Below are 20,237 nucleotides of genomic sequence, written 5' to 3' on the forward strand. Positions count from 1 at the left end.
CCAACAACATTTACTAATAACCAACTTCTACCCACTTCCCCGCTGGGCACTGCGCACCGGCTTGCTGCTGGCTCCGGTGGGCGCAGCACTGGCCCAGGCCCCCGTCATCACCTCCGTTATACCGATGGCCAATGTAGGTGCCCTAGCGACTATTTTTTCGCTCATTCTAATCCCTTTCCCATAGTTCGCATGAAAAAAGTGTTTCTCTCCGCCGCGCTGGCGCTGGCCGTGGCCGGCTCGTGGGCGTTTTATCCGAAGGCTCCGGCCGATTCATCGGGCTGTATGATGGTAATTGGCACCGGCCGCACTTCGGGCTTGGCCTCCTACACGGCAGCCGTTACGGTGGTGCAACCTGATGGCGAGCTGCAAACCCAGGAAGTAGACACCAAAATACTGAATCGCAAAAATGCAGTCGCTGGCTTTGTCGATTTACATAAAGCCGAGCTACTCAAAGTCAATCAATTGGCAACTCAAGGCTGGCGTGTAATCAGCGTGACGCAAAGCAACAGCTTTCAAGGTGCCATCAACGAGACTACCTACCTGCTGGAAAGAAGATAACCGGACTCTGCTATTTCTGCTACAAGAAAGGCCGCCTCATTGCTGAGGCGGCCTTCTGTTCTGGTATGGCACATAAAGTATGCGCTATGCGCTTACTTGAACGCCTGAATGCCGGTGATATCCGCGCCGGTGATGAGCAGGTGAATGTCGTGCGTGCCCTCGTAGGTAATCACCGATTCGAGGTTCATCATGTGGCGCATGATGGGGTACTCGCCGGTGATGCCCATGCCGCCGTGAATCTGACGGGCTTCGCGGGCTACGTGCAGGGCCATTTCCACGGAGTTGCGCTTGGCCATGCTGATTTGGGCACTGGTGGCTTTGCCTTCGTTTTTGAGCACGCCCAGGCGCCAGGCCATAAGCTGGGCTTTGGTGATTTCGGTAATCATCTCGGCCAGTTTCTTCTGCTGGAGCTGGAAGCCGCCGATGGGCTGGCCGAACTGCTCGCGCTGGAGCGAGTATTTCAGGGCCGACTCGTAACAGTCGATGGCCGCGCCGATGGCGCCCCAGGCAATGCCGAAGCGGGCCGAATCGAGGCAGGACAGCGGACCGCGCAGGCCGTCGACGTTCGGCAGGATGTTCTCTTTGGGGATTTTCACGTCCTCGAACACCAGCTCGCCGGTGGTGCTGGCACGCAGGCTCCATTTGTTGTGGATTTCGGGGGTCGAGAAACCTTCCATGCCACGCTCCACAATCACGCCTTTGATGCGGCCCTGCTCGTTTTTGGCCCACACCACGGCCACCTGGCACTCGGGCGAGTTCGAAATCCAGAGCTTGGCCCCGTTCAGCAGGTAATGGTCGCCCATGTCCTTGATGTTGGTGGTCATGCCGCCGGGGTTCGAGCCGTGGTCGGGCTCCGTAAGGCCGAAGCAGCCCAGCCACTCGCCAGAGGCCAGCTTGGGCAGGTACTTCTTGCGCTGTTCTTCGGAGCCGTAGGCGTAAATCGGAAACATCACCAGCGAGCCCTGCACCGAGGCGGTGGAACGCATGCCGGAGTCGCCGCGCTCAATTTCCTGCATGATGAGGCCGTAGCTGATGTAGTCCAAGCCGCCGCCGCCGTATTCCTGCGGGATGGTGGGACCGAAGGCGCCCACGTCGCCAAACTTCCGCACGATTTCGCTGGGGAAGTGCGCGTCCTGCGCCCATTTCTCGATGTTGGGGCTGATTTCCTTTTTCACGAAGTCGCGGATGGACTGGCGAATGAGCAGGTGCTCTTCGGTCAGCAGGCCGTCGAGGTCGAAATAATCGGTGAAGCCGTTGGCGTTGGTGCTGCCTTTCTGGGCAGTGTGGGCTTTGGCCTGGGGGGAGAGTACGTCAGCTTCGGATGACATGGGCGGGGATTGGGTGGTGAGGTGGGAGTTGGGACAAAGATAACAGGCCGGCCGGAGCCGCCGGGAGTTGGCGGGGGCGGACGGTAGGCAGGTAGTTGGCTTACATTTCAGCATCTCAATTGGGCTAGCAAACGGCTTCTCGTTCGGGGGCTTCGTTTAAAGCATTCCACCCTTCTTTCTGCTTGCCATGCCCGACCCGATACCCGCCCATCATTCCGCAAAGCTCAACGAGCTGGAGGCCACCGCCATTTGCGGCAACGATATTTCCTCGTCCTGCCTGTACGTGTCGGCGCTGGCCATTTCCTACGCCGGACAATACGCCTGGCTGGCGCTGCTAATAGTGGGCGCAGTGCTGTTTCTGTTTCGCAAAATATATGGCGAAGTGGTGGGCGCCCTGCCCCTGAACGGCGGCGCCTACAACGTGCTCCTGAACACCACCAGCAAGCGCAACGCCGCGCTGGCCGCCTGCCTCACCATCCTGTCATACATGGCCACGGCCGTGCTTTCGGCCAACGAGGCCATGCAGTACCTGCACACGCTGTGGCACGGGCTGCCCGTCGTATGGGCCACGGTGGGCCTGCTGGGGGTGTTTCTGCTGCTCACCATTCTGGGCATGTCCGAGTCGGCCATTGTGGCGGTCGTCATTTTCCTTACCCACCTCACTTCGCTCGCGCTGCTGGTGGGCGTGGCGGGGTGGTACCTGGCCACCCACGGCCTGCACAACCTATCGCTCAACTTCCAGCTGCCCGTGAAGGGCGGCAGCATCCCCAATGCGCTGTTTTTTGGGTTTAGCGCGGCCATGTTGGGCATTTCGGGGTTCGAGAGCTCGGCCAACTTCGTGGAAGAGCAGGCGAAGGGCGTGTTTGAGAAAACGCTGCGCAACATGTGGGTGGTGGTCACGGTGTTCAACCCCCTCATTGCGTTTCTGGCCGTGGCGGTGCTGCCGCTGGCGGCCGTGGGCCAGCACACCGAAACGCTGCTCTCGTACCTGGGCACCGTCACGGGCGGCAGTTGGCTGGGCACGGTGATTTCGGTCGATGCCGTGGCCGTGCTGAGCGGCGCGGTGCTCACCTCCTTCGTGGGCGTGAGCGGCCTGATGAAGCGCATGGCCCTGGACCGGATTCTGCCGCAGTTTTTCCTGAAGGAAAACGGCCGGGGCAGCAACTACTTCATCCTGAGCGCATTTTTCCTGCTCTGCATTTCGGTCCTGCTCATCACAAACGGGCAGCTGGGGCCGCTGGCGGGCGTGTACACCATCTCGTTTCTGTCGGTGATGGCCTTCTTCGCCCTCGGCAATTTCCTGCTAAAGGGCAAGCGACCCAACCTGCCGCGGCCGGTGGTGGCCGGCATTCTGACGGTGACGCTGGCGCTGACCGGCGTGCTGCTGGCCCTGTTCGGCAACGTCAAGATTCACCCCGAGTACCTGATTGTATTCCTCGAATACTTCCTGCCGGCCATAGCGGTGGTGTCCATCATGCTCAACCGCATAGCCATTCTGCGGCTGCTGCTGCTGGCGGCCGAGTGGCTGGTGCAGCACCTGCCGCGGGTAGCGCGCCTGGCGCGCCTCAAAATTCAGCGGCACCTGCGCGAGCTGGCCCGGCAGGAATTTGTCTTTTTCACCAAAGGCGACAATGTGGTCAACCTCAACAAGGTGATGGCTTATGTGGTCGAAAACGAGTTTACCAACCGTCTGAAAATCGTGACCCTGCTCCAGCCCGGCGAGAAATTCCCCGAAGAGCTGCTGAACGACATCAAGGTACTGGACCGCGCCTACGAGCAGATTGAGGTGGACGTCGTGACGATGGAAGGCCATTTCGGCCCACCCCTCATCAACGAGCTGTCGGAGCGGTGGAATATCCCCAAAAACTTCATGTTCATCGGCTCGCCCGGCGACCGGTTTCCCTACCAGCTTTCGGAACTGGGCGGCGTGCGATTAATCATCTGACGCCTGTCATTGCGAGGAGGCACGACGAAGCAATCTGTCCGCTCTCTTGCAACAAGCCTGGGACTGTGATAAGACTTTTTTAGCAGAAAAGCCCCGACTCTATCCAAGAGCCGGGGCTTTTCACCTTTTAAAGGTATCTGGCATTTATTAGGACAGATTGCTTCGTCGTGCCTCCTCGCAATGACAAGACCGATTAGAAACGCAGGTTCAGTGAAGCCAGGAAGTTGGTTTTGGCCTGCGGGTACACATAGTTAAAATACTGAGCCTGCCCGCCGTACATGTAGCCGTAGGTGTAGCCGTTGTTCACGTATTCGGTGGCAAAAACGTTGTTGACCAGCAGGGCCATTTCCACCTCGCGCAGCCCGGCAAATGCGGCCGGGTGCCAGAGGTAGCGCAGGCGCACATCCTGCACGTAGTAGGGCGCGATGCTGCGGCTCTCGGTGCTGGTGTTGTCGAGGTACTGGCGGCCGGCGTAGCGGGCCAGCGCAGCCAGCTTCAGGCCCGCCACGGGCTCCACCTCGGCGGTGTACGCAGCGGTGAGGTCGGGCGAGAAGGCAATGTTAGTCTGGCTGAAAGCGGTGACTTGGTCGCCAGTGTATTCGTATTTATTGTTGTAAATGGCCAGGTAATCGGTGTAGTTGTTGATTTTATTGCGGCTGGCCGTGGCCGTGGCCGTGAGCGTGAATTTGGACACCGGCTGCCAAGCAAGCTGGCCCTCCACCCCGGCGCGGTACGAGTCGGCCACGTTGGTGTGGATGGGGTTGCCCACGTCGTCGAGGTGGCCGGAAAGCACGAGCTGGTTGCGGTAGCGCATGTAGTAGCCGTTCAGGCTGGCCTGCACCTTGCCGGCGGTGCGGCGCAGGCCGACTTCGTAGTTGAACAGCGTTTCGGCGGTGGGGCGGCGCTCGGCGGGCGTGTCGGTGTAGTCGGTGCGGGTGGGCTCGCGCTGCGCCACGGCAAACGAGGCATAAGCCTGCGTGCTACCCGTGAGCTGGTAGGTGAGGCCGGCCTTCGGATTCAGAAACTGGAAGTTGATGGCCTGCTGGCTCTTGGCCCCGTTGGGGCGGCCATCGGGCGCAAACAGCTCGTAGCGCACAGTGCGGTACTGCAAGTCGCCGAAGATGCCCAGCGCGTCGGTCAGGCTCACGTTGGCGCGGGCGTAGATGTTGAAATCTGTCTTGTGGGCGTTGGGCTCGTCGTAGTAGCGGGTGCCGGTTTCGGGAATGTTGAGGCCGCGCTGAGCCCAGGTTAGCTCATCAAAATGCTGGCCCCGGTAGCCGACAAAGGCCCCGCCCAGCGTAACCTCAGTAACGCGGCCGGCGGTGGGGCGCAGCTGCAGAGCGTAGGTAGCGCCGTAAAGGTCAGTCTTGAGCCAACGGCGGCGAATGACGTCGGTGCTCGTGAGCGTATCAAGGCTGCCACTGGCATTAGGCTGAAAAACAGGCCCACTGATGCCGTACTTGGCGAAGCCCTGGTTGGCCTTGTATTCCTCGTAATAGCCGCCACCCCGCGTCCAGAAAGGCGTCACGCTCAGGTTGAGCGTCCTGGTGAGCTGGCGCGAAATCAGAAATTGGTAGTAGTCCTGCTGGTAATTGTCGGTCTGGTTTTTATAGGCCGGCAGGTGCTGGCCGGCGTCGGTGCCGGCTTCGTTGTAACGGCGGTTTTTGTGCAGCAGCGAATCGGCCAGACCATACCAGCTTTGGTAGGTGGTTTCGTAGCCGGTGAGGACGAGGGCGCGCAGCAGGGTCTTTTCGTCGGAATATGTGCCGGCCAAGTACAGGCTTTTCAGCCGCGACCAGCCCCGGTCCACGTAGCCCTCACTCTGCACCCGCGAAGCGCGGGCGTCCACTGTGAAGTGACCGTTTATCAACCCCGTACCAGCCATAATCGTGCTTTTCCAGGTTCCGAAAGAGCCGGCCGAGTTGTTCACTTCGGCGTAAGCTTTCGGGCGCAGGCCGAGGGTTTCCACGTTCAGGCTGGCCCCGAACGCGCCTGCGCCGTTGGTGCTGGGCCCGGCCCCGCGCTGCACCTGAATGCTCTGGGTGGACGAGGCCAAATCCGGCAAATCGACGAAGAACACGCCGTGGCTTTCGGCTTCGTTCACCGGTACGCCGTTCAGCGTCACGTTGATGCGGGTGCCATCGGTGCCCCGGATGCGGATGCCGGTGTAGCCCACGCCGGTGCCCGCGTCGGAGGTCGTGACCACGCTCGGCGTCTGGTCGAGCAGGTAAGGAATGTCCTGGCCAAAGTTGCGGGCTTGCAGCTGCTCGCGGCTCACGTTTTGGTAGGTGGTGCCGGTTTTGTCGGTGGCCCGGGTGGCCGTCACGATGGCCCCGGGCGTGAGGATGCGGCGGGCAATGGCCGTATCGGTGGGCACGGTGCCGGACACGGAGACTTGCGCCCACGCCGGCGCGGCGGCCAGCGCACCCAGCGCTGCCCCCGCAAAGAGTATCGTTTTCAAAAAAAGGTGGGGTAAAAAGTGGAACGCGCCGCGCCCCAGGGGTCGGAGCGGCCGCGGAATCGTCCGTGGATTGTTTATTCCCTTCGCCGGCATTACCCGGTTCAGGTTCGATGGGTATCATCTCAGCCGATGTCGTGCACAACATCAGCACCCCTAAACATGGCGCAAAGATATAGCCCGCCGCCTCGGGGCGCATCTTTTTTTATTTTCAAGCCGTACGCGGGTGGCGGTTTGCTGACTGTCAGCTAATTTAGGGACGTCGGCCGGCGGAACGCAGGGCCGGGAGCCTATGTTATGGGTTCCGCACCGTTTTAGCAGCTTTCGCCATGTTCAGCTTAGTCTACGCCGTTGCTTTTTGCGCCTTCTTCCTGTTCGTTTTGGTGCTGCCGCGCCGCCGCCGCGTAGTGCCCCCGCCCCCGCCCAGCGATGGCGACGACGACGGCGGCGAACCCCACGACCCCGGCCTGCCCGACCTCGACCTGCCCCCCGGCATCTCGCGCCCCATCAGTGACTGGGAACCGGACTACAACCGCCGTAGGGTAGAGATTTAGGTACTTGAGTTAAGAACAGAGGAGTTAACAGGCTAAAGCCCCGTCGTACGCGGATTTAGCCTGTTAACTCCTCTTTGTTTATACCTTGCTTATAGCGCCACGGCCATGCGCATATAGGCCACAGGGCCTTTGTAAAACGTTTCGCCCTCGGGCCGCAGCCCGAACCGGGCGTAGAAACCGGCGCTGTCTTGGCGGGCATCGCACCAGATGCGGGTAGCCCCCAGCCGCCGGGCCTCGCCGAAAACGTGCTGGAGCAAGGCGCTACCGATACCTTGCCCCTGGCAGTCGGGCCGCGTGGCAAACTTGCGGAAGCGGGCTCTCTGATTTTCTACAAACAGGGAGATTACCGCCACCAGCTCCTCTTCCCGGAAAGCACCAAAGTGGTGGCCCGCGTCGTCGTCCTCAATTTTGACATAATTGAGCGGCTTATCGGGCCACAGCACCTGATGGCGCAGGGCATACGTGGCGGCCGGCTGGATGGGACGAATATCAATGGGGACCGGCATTGGCTACCTGAAACAATCAGCCGACGGTGATGGTGTAGGCGGCCGTGAAAACCTGGCCGGGTTCCAGTGTCAGGATGCCTTCTTTCTCGCTGAGCTCGCCGGGCTTGCCGGCGGCGCTGGCGATGCCGTGCCAGGGCTCAACACACACGAAATTGGCCCCTGGGCCTTTGGTCCAGAGACCGAGGTAGGGAAAACCATCGAACTGGAAGCGCACGAAATGGGCCGACTTGCGCGAGCGCAGCGTGAGGCCGCTGAAATCGTAGTGCTTGAAAACCAAGGCGTCGTCGGCAAACAGGTCGTAGGTGAGCGGCAATTCCTGTTCTTCGGTGAGCACGGGGGCGGTCTGGCCGATGAGCAGGCCACCTTGCAACAGGTGGCGCTCCAGGGTTACGGGGTGGTCGAATTCGAAGTAGTAGTCCTCGAATTTTTCATCCGGCAGCAGGGGGCAGCGCACGGCCGGGTGCGCCCCGATGCTGAAGAGCAGCGGCGCATCGGTGGCGGGGTTGCGCACGTCCCAGCGCACGGTGAGCTCGGTGTCGCGCAGGGTGTAGGTGATGGTGAGCTCGAAGGCGAAGGGGAAGACGGCGCGGGTGGTTTCGTCGTGTTGCAGCCGAAATGCCAGCTCAGTGGGCGTTTGGCGCACCACGGCAAACTCCTGGTCGCGGGCGAAGCCGTGCTGCGGCAGCTTGTAGTCGCGGCCCTCATAGGAGTAGGCGTCGTTGGGCAGACGGCCCACCAGCGGGAACAGCACGGGCGCGTGCCGGGCCCACACGGCGGGGTCGGCGGGCCAGATGTATTCGAGGTCGTTGGCGGTGGTGCGGAAGCTGGTAAGCTCGGCCCCGTGGGCGGCGAAGGTGGCCTGGCAGGCGGGCGTGTTGAGGGTGTAGTGGGTGGGGTGGTAGGCCATGCGGGGTTCTTCTAAAACAGGCACAGAATCAGCATGCTGGGCAGCCGTGCGCAGCAGCTCATCAACCAGAAAGCGGGCCTGGGCAAAGCGCCGCTCGCCGGAGCCGGAAATTTCGGCAAAGTTGGACATCCGCTCGCTCAGCTCGCGGCGGTAGAGGTCGTAGAAATACTGGCGCAGGTGCGGGTGCTCGCGCAGCGGGTCGGGCTCCCAGGGCAGGTCTACGCCCATGAGCAGGGCCAGGTCGTACTGCTGCCGGTCGATGCGTTGCATAATCCATTCGGGGCAGGAACCGAAGGAATGCTCGGCCCAGATTTTTATCACCAGTAGGTCGCTGTCGCAGAAAAACAGGCCGTTGCGGGCGCGGGTGGCGGCTTCGGCTTCGGCCGCGAGCTGGCCGCGGGCTATTTCCTCCAGGTCCTCGGGGGTGTAGTGCGGGCCGGAATGGGCAAGGTATTCGCGGGCAAACTCGGGGGCGAAGGAGGTGCCGTAGTGCGCCGCCAGCTGGGCGGCCAACGTCGATTTGCCCGTAGATTCGGGGCCGGTAAGGGAAACGCGCAGCAACGGAGGGGGTGGTGAAGGGACGCGGAGAGAGAGGAGAAAACGGGGTAATCAAGCGCCGGAAGTCATTATTTGAGTGGAAATAATGCGGGTGCCTCCCGGCGCAAACAGTCAACTTAACGGCATTACGAAACCGCTCAGGCGGTGGCCGTTTCCGGCGGTGCGGCCACGGGCCGGGCCAGCTCGCGCCGCCACTGCCAGTAGCCGTAGGCGGCCAGGCCCAGGTAGAGGGCGTAGAGCAGGCTGGTGGGGTAAAGGTCTTTGTACCAGAGCACGGGCACGTAAATCAGGTCCACCAATATCCAGATGAGCCAGTTTTCGAGGCGCTTGCGGGTGAGCAGGTACTGGGCCACGATGCTGCCGGCGGTGGTGAAGCTGTCGAGGTGCGGCAGCGAGGCATCGGTGTTGTAATGCAGGTAGTAGCCGAAGCCCAGGGTGAAAGCCAGGGCGAACGCCGCGCCAGCCAGCCACTCGCGGCGCGTGGTGTGCGTCACGCCCAGCTCGGTATCGTTGCGGCCACCGTACAGCCACTCGTACCAGCCGTAAATGCTGAGGGCGATGAACAGAACCTGGAGGTAGCAATCGGAATAGAGCCGCGCCCGGTAGTAGACGAAAACGTAGAGCAGGCAGCTGATGATGGCCACCGGGAAGTTCCAGATGGACTCGCGCGCGGCCAGCCACACGCAGGCAAACCCCGTGACCACGGCCACCAGCTCCAGCGCGGTGGTGGCGTGCCAGTACTGCACAAACGACGTCGGAATATCGAGCAACAAAGAAGCAAACACGCGGGCACGGCCTGGTACGAAGCTGCAAGGTAGAACGCGGCGGGCCTATTTTTGCAGCTTCAACCCCGCCCCATGCCCAGCTTCTCCCTAGAAATCAGCCCTGAAGACCTGCACCGCCGCCTGCAAGCCGGCGACGATATTCAGCTCATCGACGTGCGCGAGGAAATGGAGTTCGAGTATTGCCACCTGCCCGGCAGCCTGCTGCTGCCCCTGGACGAGCTGCCGCGCCGCGCCGCCGAAATCCGCACCGAGGGGCCGGTGGTGGTCATTTGCCACCACGGCGTGCGCTCGGCCCACGCCCTGGGCTACCTGCGCCAGCGCCTGGGCCGCACCAACGTCCTCAACCTGCGCGGCGGCGTAGATGCCTGGGCCGCCCGGGTCGACCCGGCATTTCCCACGTATTAGGGCCAGCCGCGGCCGCCACTTGCCGGGGTTTATTGTTATCCCTGCCAACCGTTGCCGCTCTTCATGCCCGATTTTCCGCTGCCCACCAGCCCCGTCCCTTCTTCCCTCGCCCCTACCCTTTCGGACCGCTTGGCCCTGCGCGAGCGGCCCGAAGGCCTGCCCCTGCTGCGCCAGCAGTGGAGCGAGCTGCTGTTTCTGCACTGGCCGGTGCCGGCCGAATTGCTGCAGCCGCACCTGCCGCCCCGCCTCAAAATCGACCTTCACGACGGCATGGCGTGGCTGGCGGTGGTGCCGTTTCAGATGAGCAAGGTGCGCACGCGCCTCACGCCGGAAATGCCGGGCACTAATGCTTTCCTGGAGTTGAACGTGCGTACTTACGTGCATCTGGACGGCGTGCCGGGCGTGTGGTTTTTCTCCCTCGATGCCACCAACGCGCTGGCCGTATGGGTGGCGCGCACGTTTTTCCGGCTGCCCTACCTGCGCGCCGACATGCGCCTGGAAAAGCCCAGCGCCGATTTGCGGCAGTTCACGGCCACCCGCACCCACGGCGGGGCGCCGCCCGCCAGCTTCCGCGCCACCTGGAAAATTGGGGCGCCGCTGCCGCCGTCGGAGCCCGGCTCGCTGGCATTTTTTCTCACCGAACGGTACGCGCTCTACACCAGCAACAAGGCCCAAACCAAGCTTTACCGGGGTCGGGTGGCACACGCACCGTGGCCGCTCAGCACCGCCCAGGTGCTGCACTTGGAGTCGAACCTGATAGAAGGCCACGGCCTGCCCACGCCCGCCGGCAAGCCCGTGGTGCATGCCGGCGGTCCCGTGAGCGTAGAGTTGTGGCCCATGCAGCAGGTCTAGCCAGCGGCGCTATTCGCGCAGCCAGCGCGTCATTTTGGGGAAGCCTTCGTTTGTCGTCAGTTCCATCCAGACCAGCAATGGCAGGCCGGGGTAGATGCCCTGACGGAAGTTGTCCAGCATCCAGTTGCTGGCGTTGCGGTAGCCATCGGGGTGAAACACGATTTCGGGCGGCAGGCCGATGGCCTCGCTGGCGGCGTACGACCAGAGCATGGCCACGATTTCTTCGCCGTCGGTGCCGTTCTGGTCGGGCTTGCCGGCCATTACGTTGCCCGCAAGCTGGGCGCGTTCGGCGGCAGGCGTCACGGCCAGGTGGCCGGCCTCGTGCAATATGTCGCCGGGGTAGAGCAGCTTGGCGGGGTCAATCAGCAAGCCGCCGTTTTCGATGAGGATGCCGGGCAGAAAAGTATCGATAGTAAGTTCGACCTCCTGGGTGGGAATACCAATTTCGGCCAAAAACTGCCGCATGGCGGGCAGGTAGGCAAGGGCGGCCACATGGGAAGGTAGAGAGGCAGTTTGATTAAGTGACATGACGAGTAGAGCGCGAAATGGCCGCGAATCAAACTTAGCGCCGTTTCGGCAATCAGCCGCAACTGATGCATCGTGCTTCCTGCTTGTCTCGTCGCCGCACATGGAGCCGTAGCCCCGGTTCCGGCCGTAATTTTGGGCCCAATGCCCAACGCCTTCGTCCTGCCGCCCCTTCCCGACCTGCCCATTATTGCGGCGCTGCCCGAATTGCGGGCCGCGCTGGCGGCCCACAGCCGCGTGGTGCTGGAAGCGCCGCCCGGCGCGGGCAAAACTACGGTGGTTCCGCTGGAACTGCTGGCCGCCGAATGGCGCAACCCGGAGGATAAAATTCTGGTGCTGGAGCCCCGCCAGCTGGCCGTGCGCGGCGCGGCCGCCCGCCTGGCCCAGCTGCTGGGCGAGCCCGTGGGCCGCACCATCGGCTACCGCGTGCGGCTGGATAGCAAAGTGAGCCGGGAAACCCGCGTGGAAGTTATTACCGAAGGCATTCTCACGCGCATGATTCAGGACGACCCGGCGCTGGAAGGCGTGGCCGCCGTGGTGTTTGATGAATTTCATGAGCGGAGTCTGAACGCGGATTTGGGCCTGGCATTGGCGTTGGATGCGCAGGCGGTGCTGCGGCCCGAGCTGCGCATTCTCATCATGAGCGCTACGCTGGAGGCGCAGCGGCTGGGCCAATGGCTTCCTGCGCCGGTGGTATCGTCGGCGGGTTTCCTGTTTCCGATTGAGACGCACTATTTAGACCCGCGCCGCGCCGCGGCCCTGCCTAACAAGCCCAATGAGCGGCTGGCCGAGCTGGTGCCCGCCCAGGTAAAAGCCGCGCTAAACGCGCACCCGGAGGGCGACATCCTGGTTTTCCTGCCCGGCGTGGGCGACTTGCAACGCAGCGCCCGCAAACTTGAGTCGCTGCCCGACCACGTCGACCTGCACTTACTACACGGCGAACTGCCACTCGAAGCACAGGATGCCGCCCTGCGCCCGGTGGGCAGCGGCCGGCGCAAGGTCATCCTGGCCACGAGCATTGCCGAAACCAGCCTCACCATCGAAGGCGTGCGGGTAGTAATTGACGGCGGATTTGCGCGGGTGCCGCGCTTCGTGCCGCGCACCGGTTTCACCACTCTCGAAACCGTGCCCGTGGCCCGCGCCGCCGCCGACCAGCGCCGGGGCCGCGCCGGCCGCCTGGCCCCCGGCACCTGCTACCGCCTCTGGACCGAAGCCGAGCACCACAACCTACCCGCCCACCGTCCGCCCGAAATCCACACCGCCGACCTTAGCAGTCTTGCGCTGGAGCTGGCCCTCTGGGGCGCGACCGAGCCTACGAGTTTGCGCTGGCTGGACGTACCGCCGGCCGCGGCGTTTGCCCAGGCCACCGAGCTACTGTTGCGGCTGGGAGCTTTAATTGCTGATAGCACAACAGCAAAGCCAACTCCCCACGGCCGGCAGCTGGCCGCGCTGGGCCTGCCGCCGCGCCTGGGCCATCTGGTGGTGCGCGGGCAGGAACTGGGCCACGGCCCCGCCGCCGCCTCACTGGCCGCGCTGCTGGCCGAGCGCGACTTGCTACGTTGGGCCGCCCTTACCGATACCCGCCCCGCCCCGCCCGACCTGCGCCTGCGTCTCGAAGCGCTGGCCAGCGGCCGCCTGCCCCTGCCCGGCCTGGCGCTGCACCACGCTACGTTGCAGCGGGCGCGCGATGTGGCTCGCAACCTCACCGGCCGTCTGGGCAAATCCGCCAGTTCCCCGACTTATTCCATTGCTCAAGCTCCGGTGGGCCTGCTCACCGCGCTGGCCTATCCCGACCGGCTGGCGCAGCGCGAAACCCACGACCGACTACGCCTTGTGACCGGCCAGCGCGTGAGCTTGAACACGACAGATGTAGACCCGCAAGCCACGTTTTTCGCGGTGGCCCACCTGGCGGGCACGGCCTCGGCCCCACGTGCGACATTGGCGGCCCCGCTCGGGCAGGATGAGTTGGAACTAGCCTTCGCCGACCAGATTACGACCACCGACGAAGTGCGCTACGACGCCGCCTCCCAGCGCGTGACCGGCCGCCGCGTGCGCCGGCTGGGCGCGTTGCTGCTCGATGAAAAAATCATCGGCCAGCCCGATGCGGCACTGGTAGCGCGAGCCCTGCTGGATTATTTGCAGGAAGCTGGCGTGAGCAAGCTGAACTGGACGCCCGCCGCTCGCCAGCTGCAGCAGCGACTGGAGTTTCTGCGGCAGCATTTCCCGGCTACGGAATCGTCGGAACCGTGGCCCGCTTATGACGACGCCACGCTGGCGGAGGAAATGGCCGAATGGCTCGGCCCACACCTCAATGGCCTCAAAACCCTCGACCAGGTGCAGCGCCTCGACCTATATGAGCCGCTACTGGCGCGCCTGCCCGGCGGCTGGAACCAGCGCCAGGAGCTGGACCGCCTGGCGCCGGCCGCGCTGGAAGTGCCCAGCGGCTCGCACATTACCCTCGATTACAGCGACCCGGCTGCTCCCGTGCTGGCCGTGAAATTGCAGGAGCTGTTCGGCCTCACGGAAACGCCTACCGTGGCCGCCGGCCGCGTGGCGCTGCTGCTGCACCTGCTTTCGCCCGGCGGCCGGCCGGCGCAGGTAACGCGCGACCTGCGCAGCTTCTGGGAGAAGGGTTACTTCGAAGTGCGGAAGGATTTGAAAGGCCGCTACCCGCGCCACCCCTGGCCCGATAAGCCGATGGAGCACATTCCAACCCGCCTCACGAAAAAGCGGTTGGGGCAATAAAACCACGGCTGTACCATCAGTTTCGGCGCAGCAAAACCACTGACTAAAAAACCATTTCGCCGCCGCGCAACCGTAGCGTAACTTCGTAGAAAATCAGGCTTTTTCCACTGTTACATGGCTGTTACTGCTCCTTCCGAAGCGCCGGTTATTGCCGGTGACCGGCTCACGCCGGGCTGGCTAAAAATCGTTTGGCTCTACCTGATGCTTACGCCGGCGCTGGTCTGGGGCTTTTCCAGTTTATCCGGGCCGCGCAGCCTGGCCTCGGCCTTGATTACGGTGATTACGGTGGGCTTTGGGCATTCCATTGGCTTGCACCGCGGCATCATTCACCGCTCGTACCGTTGCGCCCGGTTTATGCGGGGGCTGCTGGCCTATTTATTCGTGCATACGGGGCTGGGCGGGCCGCTGTCGTGGGTGCGGGTGCACTACTTCCGCGACTATTGGCAGAACCGCATGGACTGCCCGGCTTACTTCCGCTACGACCATTCCATTGCGAAGGACTACTACTGGAACCTGCATTTTGCCCTGAAATCGGGCGACATCGGCCGCTATGAAATCCCCGCCGAAGACCTGTACGACCCCTGGCTGGCCTTCCTCGAGAAAACCTGGTATCTGCACGTATTGGCAGCGGCTGGCCTTATCTGGGCTTTTTTCGGGTTTGAGTCCATGATAGTGTGCGTGCCGTTGCGCATCAGCATCACCATTTTGGGGCACTGGTTTGTGGGTTTTATCTCGCACAAATATGGCTACGCCCGCTACGACATCGACGACGCCACCGAGCACGGCTACAACAATTGGGTGCTGGGCGCGCTGTCCTTCGGCGAGGGCTTCCACAACAACCACCACGCCCACCCTAGCTCGGCCAAAATGAGCACTGAGTGGTACGAACTCGACTTGGGCTGGTACCTGGTGGCCGCCCTGCGCGCCGTGGGCCTGGTGTGGGATGTGCAGGTAGTCGGCCGCGACCACACCCAGAAAGCCCGGGCCAAGGAGCACAGTTTCCGCTGGCGCTGGCCGTGGCAGGGCTAGCTGCCCGGCTTAGCGCATCTCATTATCATCCAGGAAATTCTTGCCATCGGCGCGGGGCGAGTAGTGGCGGTGCAGCCAGCGGCTGAGGCCGCCGAGCCCCGGCAATAGCACCCGCTCGGTGATGTTGGCCTGGTCAAGCTTATCGCGCACCTCCCATTTGAGGCGGGCCGGAATGATGATGCGGAAATACAGCTCCGGGCGGTCGGCCAGCCAATCGTGCAGCACGCTCTGGGCCGTACTCATCAACGAAAACAGCGCGTACTGGTGCACAATGCGGGCATCGAGGCTGGGCGGCTCCAGAAATAGCACGTAGGGCTCGGCCTGCAACTCCTCCAGTTCGCGCAGGCTGCTGCTCACGGGCAGCAGCAGCTCGGAAGTGAAGACGTTGGAGCCTTCGGCTTGCAGGGCCTGGCGCAGGCGCTGGGGCAGGTGCTCGGCGGCTTTTACGTAGTTCAGCGCCCAAATAATGCCGTCTTCGTGGTAGGCGGCAATATCGTCGGTAGCGAAGTGCAGGGCTACGTAGGGCGAGTACGTCCAGTCGAGCAGGCGGGTGGGCAGGCCGTGGTGCTGGGCCAACGCCAGCCAGTCCCAGGTACTGCTGGTGGTAGTTGGCAGGCTAGTTTCGCGGGCGTACTTGCGGAAGTTGCGCAGCAGGTGATGCTCTAGGTTCTGGTACTCACCACCCAATCGCTGCAAACTGGTTTCGAGCTGAAAATGGCGCGAACGGCCGCCCCGGTACACAAACGGCGACCGGAACCGCCCAATGCGCGCATCCCAGGTATCCTGGAACAGCAGCCTTTGCAAGTCTTCCCAGGAAGTGGCTTCGTAGTCGTTGGCGGAAAGAGGCATGGGGCGAAGATACGCCAGGCGAGAAAGCTGGTATGAGGTAGGGGCGGGGTCGTACCCGGTAGGGCTTGTCCCCGCCCGACCGTCAGAACCGACCCAACGATTCTGTTTAACGACCGGGCGGGGACAAGCCCTACCGGGTACGACCCCGCCCCTACCTCATACGTTACTTACTCCCCCGCCGGAAAATCCGCCGCGTCGCCCACGGCAGCATATTGCTCCAGCTCCTTGGCAATGCCGGCGAATTTCTCGCGGGCACCCTTCACGGCTGCTTTGCCGAGGGGCAGGTGCAGCGGCGGGTTCTCCAACTGCACTACATCATACATGGCTTTGGCGGCGCGCACGGGGTCGCCGGGCTGCTTGCCGCTGTAGCCTTGAATGCCGCGCAGGTTTTCGCCCACAGTGGCTTGGTAATCGTCAATTTTGGTATCGGCGATGGTGGCCGACTCGCCCGCCCATTTCGTGCGGAAACCACTGGGCTCGATGTTCGTCACCTTAATGCCCAGCGGCCCCACCTGCTGGCTCAGGCTCTCGCCAATGGCCTCCAGGGCAAATTTAGAGGCATTGTAAATGCCCACGCCCGGGAAAGTTTTCAGCCCGCCGATGCTGGTGATGTTGAGCACGTGGCCCGAGCGCTGCTTGCGCAACTGCGGCAGCACGGCCCGCAGCACGTGCAACGCGCCAAACACGTTCACATCGAACTGACGCTGCACTTCCTCAGCGGGTACTTCTTCAATGCTGCCCATCGAGCCATAGCCCGCGTTGTTTACGATGACGTCGAGCCGGGTGAATTTGGCAATTGCATCGGCAATGGCTGTTTTGACAGTGGCCTCATCGGTCACGTCGCAGACCAGACCCAAGGTACGGCCATCAGCTTTTTTGGTGAATTCGTCGGCCTGTTCGGGCTTGCGGAAGGTAGCGGCCACGCGGTCGCCCTTTTCAAGTACGTAGTCGGCCAGGGCTTCGCCGAAGCCAGACGAGGCCCCGGTAATGAACCAGGTTTTGGCAGTGGAGTCAGACATAAGGGGCATTTGGATAAAATGGTAGGTGCTAAGACGGTTTGGGGCGGCGAATTGTTTGCGGCCAGTCCGGCGCCGGGTGGGCGAGCCGCCCCAGCCGTACCTTCGTGTCCCGTTTTCTTACTATCCTTCCCACCAAATCCCACCCGCTGCTATGAGAAAGCTTTTCACGCTGCTACTGGCCTTCCTTGGCTTCGCTGCCCAGGCCCAGGTCACTTTCAAAATCACGGCCGTGCCGGCCAATACGCCGGCCAACGCCACGCTCTACATCGCGGGCACCTTCAATAGCTGGAATCCTGGCAGCGCGGCCCACGCCCTCACCCACAACGCCGACGGCAGCTACCAAATCACGCTGCCCGCCGCCACTGGTGCCATGGAATACAAGTTTACGCGCGGCTCCTGGGCGGCCGTCGAAACCAATGCCTCGAACGGTTCGGTGCCCAACCGCACCTACACGTTCGGCACCAGCGCGGCCACCGTGCTCTGCCAAGTGCTGAATTGGGAGGATTTGGCCGGGCCCGGCGGTGGCGGCCCAACCTCCACGGCCGCAGCCAACGTGAGCGTGATTTCGACCACGTTTGCCATGCCACAACTGGGCCGTACCCGCCGCGTGTGGCTCTATCTGCCCCCCGGCTACGCTACCAGTGGCCGCCACTACCCTGTATTATACATGCAGGATGGCCAGAACGTGTTTGACGCTGCTACGTCCTTCGCCGGCGAGTGGGGCGTAGATGAGGCCCTGAATCAGCTGGCGGCCAGCGGCCAGGACCCTACCGGCTGCATCGTGGTAGCCATTGATAACAGCGCCAACCGCCTCGACGAATACTCGCCTTGGAACAACCCGCAATACGGCGGCGGCCAGGGTGACTTATATGTGGACTTTCTGGTCCAAACTATTAAGCCGTACATCGACACCAATTACCGCACCCTGCCCGACCGCGCCAACACGGGCATCGGCGGCTCCAGCATGGGCGCGCTCATTGCCACCTACGCAGCCCTGCGCGAGCCATCGGTATTTGGCAAAGTAGCCTCGTTTTCGCCGGCCTACTGGTTCGCCTACCCGCAGCTGGCCGCCTATGCCCACCAGCACCCGGCCAACCCCAACACCCGTTTCTACTTCGTGAGCGGCACCACCGAAAGCACCACCATGGCATCCGATATGGCTGCTATCCGCGACTCGCTGCAGCGCGGCGGCGTGCCGGCTGCCAACCTCAACTTTAACACCCGCACCGACGGCCAGCACGCCGAATGGTTCTGGAAGCGCGAGTTTCCGGCTGGCTATTCCTGGCTGTATGCGCCCGCCACGGCCACGGCTGCCCGCACCGCTCAGACTCTCGCGGTGAGCCTCTATCCCAACCCCACCACCCGCGAACTGCGCGTGTTGCTGCCCACCAACGTGGCCAGCGAAGCATTGCTCGAAATCAGCGATGCGCGGGGCCAAGCTGTGCTGCGTACCCGCGTGCGCAACGGGCAGGCCGTGGATGTGAGCCGCCTGGCCTCGGGCCTATACCTCTCGCGCCTCACGGCCGGCAGCGCGGTGGGCACAAGCAAATTCACCAAAGAATAATTACAAGGCGGCGGGAAAGCGGGCGTCCAACCCAACTTCCCGCCGTATCTTTGACTGGCAAAAGGCATTAACCCCCAACCCCTTTTGCCATGGCGGATTCCGCAACCCCCAAAATTGCCTTCGAGGCCCTCACCTACGACGACGTATTGCTGCTGCCAGCGTACTCCGAGGTTTTGCCCCGTGACTGCGACACCGGCACCCGCCTCACCAACAACATCCGGCTGCAAACCCCGCTGATTTCGGCGGCCATGGACACCGTTACGGAGTCGGACATGGCCATTGCGCTGGCGCAGGAAGGCGGCCTGGGCATCATTCACAAGAACATGTCCATCAAGGCGCAGGCCGAGCAGGTGCGCCGCGTGAAGCGCAGCGAGTCAGCCCTGATTCAGGACCCCTTCACCCTGCCGCCCACCGCCACCCTGGGCGATGCCCGCCAGCTGATGCGCAAGCACAACATCGGCGGCATTCCGGTCGTGAACGGCGGCCACGTCCTCGAAGGCATCCTCACCAGCCGCGACTTGCGCTTCGAGAAAGACATGAACCAGCCCGTCACCACCGTGATGGTGCCCCTCTCCCGCCTGGTCACGGCCCCCGCCGGCATTACCCAGGCCGCGGCCGAAACCCTGCTCACCGACAGCAAAGTCGACAAGCTGCCGCTGGTAGACAGCGAAGGCCGCCTCGCCGGCCTGATGACCTATAAGGACATCCGCAAGCGCCGGCGGGCCCCTCACGCCAGCAAGGACCATCTGGGCCGCCTGCGCGTGGGCGCTGCCGTGGGTGTGACGCCCGACCTGCTCCAGCGCGTGGCGGCGTTGGTCGAAGCCGGCGTGGACATCGTGAGCCTTGACACCGCCCACGGCCATTCCAAAGGTGTGATGGACGCCGTGCGCGCCATCAAAGCCGCCTACCCCAACCTCGATGTGATGGCTGGCAACGTGGCCACCGCCGCCGGCGCCAAGGCCCTGGCCGACGCCGGGGCTGACGTAGTGAAAGTGGGCGTGGGCCCGGGCTCTATCTGCACCACGCGCATCATTGCCGGCATTGGCGTGCCGCAGCTTTCGGCCGTGCTCGAAGCCGCCAAGGGCCTCGAAGGCACCGGCGTGACGCTGGTGGCCGACGGTGGCATCAAGTTCTCGGGCGACCTCGTGAAGGCCCTGGCCGGCGGTGCCGCCGCCGTGATGGTGGGCTCGCTGCTGGCCGGCACCGAGGAAGCCCCCGGCGACCTCATCATTTACGAAGGCCGCAAGTACAAGTCCTACCGCGGCATGGGCTCGGTCGAGGCCATGGAAGACGGCAGCAAGGACCGGTACTTCCAGGATGCTGAAGACGACGTAAAAAAGCTGGTGCCCGAAGGCATTGTGGGCCGCGTACCCTTTAAAGGCAACGTTTCGGAGGTGATTTACCAGCTGGCGGGCGGCCTGCGGGCCGGCATGGGCTACGTGGGCGCGGCCAACATTGAAGCCCTGCAAGCGGCGCAGTTTGTGCGCATCACCGGGGCTGGCCTGCGCGAATCGCACCCGCACGACGTACAGATTACCCGCGAAGCGCCGAATTATTCGAGCCGCTAGCCAGGTAGCTATCTTACCAAAGCCGGGTTAGGGATTTGAACTACAATGGGCAATGCTGGCTACGGCCGGCATTGCCCATTTT

General features: G+C 63.0%; 17 protein-coding genes and 1 riboswitch. Of the genes, 9 read left to right on the plus strand and 8 right to left on the minus strand.

Annotated elements, in window-relative coordinates:
• Positions 1-189 precede the first annotated feature (189 nt).
• Positions 190-558, plus strand: a complete 369-nt coding sequence (locus ACYU7Q_RS12245) for a hypothetical protein (protein WP_460609711.1) — start codon at positions 190-192, stop codon at positions 556-558.
• Between the two features lie 92 nt (positions 559-650).
• On the opposite strand, the gene ACYU7Q_RS12250 is transcribed toward ACYU7Q_RS12245, so the two are convergent.
• A complete protein-coding gene (locus ACYU7Q_RS12250) occupies positions 651-1,886 on the minus strand; it encodes an acyl-CoA dehydrogenase family protein (RefSeq protein WP_460609712.1) in 1,236 nt (411 codons plus the stop codon).
• Between the two features lie 187 nt (positions 1,887-2,073).
• Between ACYU7Q_RS12250 and ACYU7Q_RS12255 the strand changes: the two genes are divergently transcribed.
• On the plus strand, positions 2,074-3,831 hold the full coding sequence (locus tag ACYU7Q_RS12255; RefSeq protein ID WP_460609713.1) for an APC family permease: 1,758 nt from the start codon (positions 2,074-2,076) through the stop codon (positions 3,829-3,831).
• 193 nt (positions 3,832-4,024) lie between these two features.
• On the opposite strand, the gene ACYU7Q_RS12260 is transcribed toward ACYU7Q_RS12255, so the two are convergent.
• Entirely contained in the window at positions 4,025-6,292 is a 2,268-nt protein-coding gene (locus ACYU7Q_RS12260; RefSeq protein WP_460609714.1) for a TonB-dependent receptor, read from the minus strand.
• 61 nt (positions 6,293-6,353) lie between these two features.
• Positions 6,354-6,457: riboswitch (TPP riboswitch) on the minus strand.
• 161 nt (positions 6,458-6,618) lie between these two features.
• On the opposite strand from ACYU7Q_RS12260, the gene ACYU7Q_RS12265 reads away from it, so the two are divergent.
• Positions 6,619-6,843 carry a hypothetical protein gene (locus tag ACYU7Q_RS12265; RefSeq protein WP_460609715.1) on the plus strand — a complete coding sequence of 75 codons (225 nt, stop codon included), beginning with the start codon at positions 6,619-6,621 and terminating at the stop codon, positions 6,841-6,843.
• Positions 6,844-6,932: 89 nt separating this feature from the next.
• Here ACYU7Q_RS12265 and ACYU7Q_RS12270 read toward each other — a convergent pair whose 3' ends face one another.
• The 3 genes from ACYU7Q_RS12270 to pnuC all read right to left on the minus strand — a co-directional run bounded on the left by ACYU7Q_RS12270 (position 6,933) and on the right by pnuC (position 9,599).
• Positions 6,933-7,349: a GNAT family N-acetyltransferase gene (locus ACYU7Q_RS12270; protein WP_460609716.1), complete on the minus strand. Its 417-nt coding sequence runs from the start codon at positions 7,347-7,349 to the stop codon at positions 6,933-6,935.
• 16 nt (positions 7,350-7,365) lie between these two features.
• On the minus strand, positions 7,366-8,817 hold the full coding sequence (locus ACYU7Q_RS12275) for an aldose epimerase family protein (protein WP_460609717.1): 1,452 nt from the start codon (positions 8,815-8,817) through the stop codon (positions 7,366-7,368).
• 134 nt (positions 8,818-8,951) lie between these two features.
• The gene (gene pnuC / locus ACYU7Q_RS12280; protein ID WP_460609718.1) at positions 8,952-9,599 is read right to left on the minus strand and encodes a nicotinamide riboside transporter PnuC; all 648 of its coding nucleotides are present in this window, start codon (positions 9,597-9,599) and stop codon (positions 8,952-8,954) included.
• 72 nt (positions 9,600-9,671) lie between these two features.
• Between pnuC and ACYU7Q_RS12285 the strand changes: the two genes are divergently transcribed.
• Both ACYU7Q_RS12285 and ACYU7Q_RS12290 read left to right on the plus strand, forming a co-directional pair.
• Positions 9,672-10,004, plus strand: a complete 333-nt coding sequence (locus ACYU7Q_RS12285; protein ID WP_460609719.1) for a rhodanese-like domain-containing protein — start codon at positions 9,672-9,674, stop codon at positions 10,002-10,004.
• A 63-nt stretch (positions 10,005-10,067) separates the two neighbouring features.
• Positions 10,068-10,856 carry a YqjF family protein gene (locus tag ACYU7Q_RS12290; protein WP_460609720.1) on the plus strand — a complete coding sequence of 263 codons (789 nt, stop codon included), beginning with the start codon at positions 10,068-10,070 and terminating at the stop codon, positions 10,854-10,856.
• A gap of 9 nt (positions 10,857-10,865) precedes the next feature.
• On the opposite strand, the gene ACYU7Q_RS12295 is transcribed toward ACYU7Q_RS12290, so the two are convergent.
• Positions 10,866-11,348 carry a hypothetical protein gene (locus tag ACYU7Q_RS12295; protein ID WP_460609721.1) on the minus strand — a complete coding sequence of 161 codons (483 nt, stop codon included), beginning with the start codon at positions 11,346-11,348 and terminating at the stop codon, positions 10,866-10,868.
• Between the two features lie 177 nt (positions 11,349-11,525).
• Between ACYU7Q_RS12295 and hrpB the strand changes: the two genes are divergently transcribed.
• Both hrpB and ACYU7Q_RS12305 read left to right on the plus strand, forming a co-directional pair.
• The gene (gene hrpB / locus ACYU7Q_RS12300; protein ID WP_460609722.1) at positions 11,526-14,126 is read left to right on the plus strand and encodes an ATP-dependent RNA helicase; all 2,601 of its coding nucleotides are present in this window, start codon (positions 11,526-11,528) and stop codon (positions 14,124-14,126) included.
• A 114-nt stretch (positions 14,127-14,240) separates the two neighbouring features.
• The gene (locus ACYU7Q_RS12305) at positions 14,241-15,155 is read left to right on the plus strand and encodes a fatty acid desaturase (RefSeq protein ID WP_460609723.1); all 915 of its coding nucleotides are present in this window, start codon (positions 14,241-14,243) and stop codon (positions 15,153-15,155) included.
• Between the two features lie 9 nt (positions 15,156-15,164).
• Here ACYU7Q_RS12305 and ACYU7Q_RS12310 read toward each other — a convergent pair whose 3' ends face one another.
• The gene (locus ACYU7Q_RS12310; RefSeq protein ID WP_460609724.1) at positions 15,165-16,004 is read right to left on the minus strand and encodes an FRG domain-containing protein; all 840 of its coding nucleotides are present in this window, start codon (positions 16,002-16,004) and stop codon (positions 15,165-15,167) included.
• 167 nt (positions 16,005-16,171) lie between these two features.
• A complete protein-coding gene (locus ACYU7Q_RS12315; protein ID WP_460609725.1) occupies positions 16,172-17,023 on the minus strand; it encodes an oxidoreductase in 852 nt (283 codons plus the stop codon).
• 151 nt (positions 17,024-17,174) lie between these two features.
• Here ACYU7Q_RS12315 and ACYU7Q_RS12320 point away from each other — a divergent pair, with 151 nt between their 5' ends.
• Together ACYU7Q_RS12320 and guaB are read left to right on the plus strand one after the other, a co-directional pair.
• Entirely contained in the window at positions 17,175-18,587 is a 1,413-nt protein-coding gene (locus tag ACYU7Q_RS12320; protein WP_460609726.1) for an alpha/beta hydrolase-fold protein, read from the plus strand.
• 89 nt (positions 18,588-18,676) lie between these two features.
• Positions 18,677-20,155 carry an IMP dehydrogenase gene (guaB, locus tag ACYU7Q_RS12325; RefSeq protein ID WP_460609727.1) on the plus strand — a complete coding sequence of 493 codons (1,479 nt, stop codon included), beginning with the start codon at positions 18,677-18,679 and terminating at the stop codon, positions 20,153-20,155.
• Positions 20,156-20,237 lie beyond the last annotated feature (82 nt).

The organism is Hymenobacter terrigena, assembly GCF_054776515.1.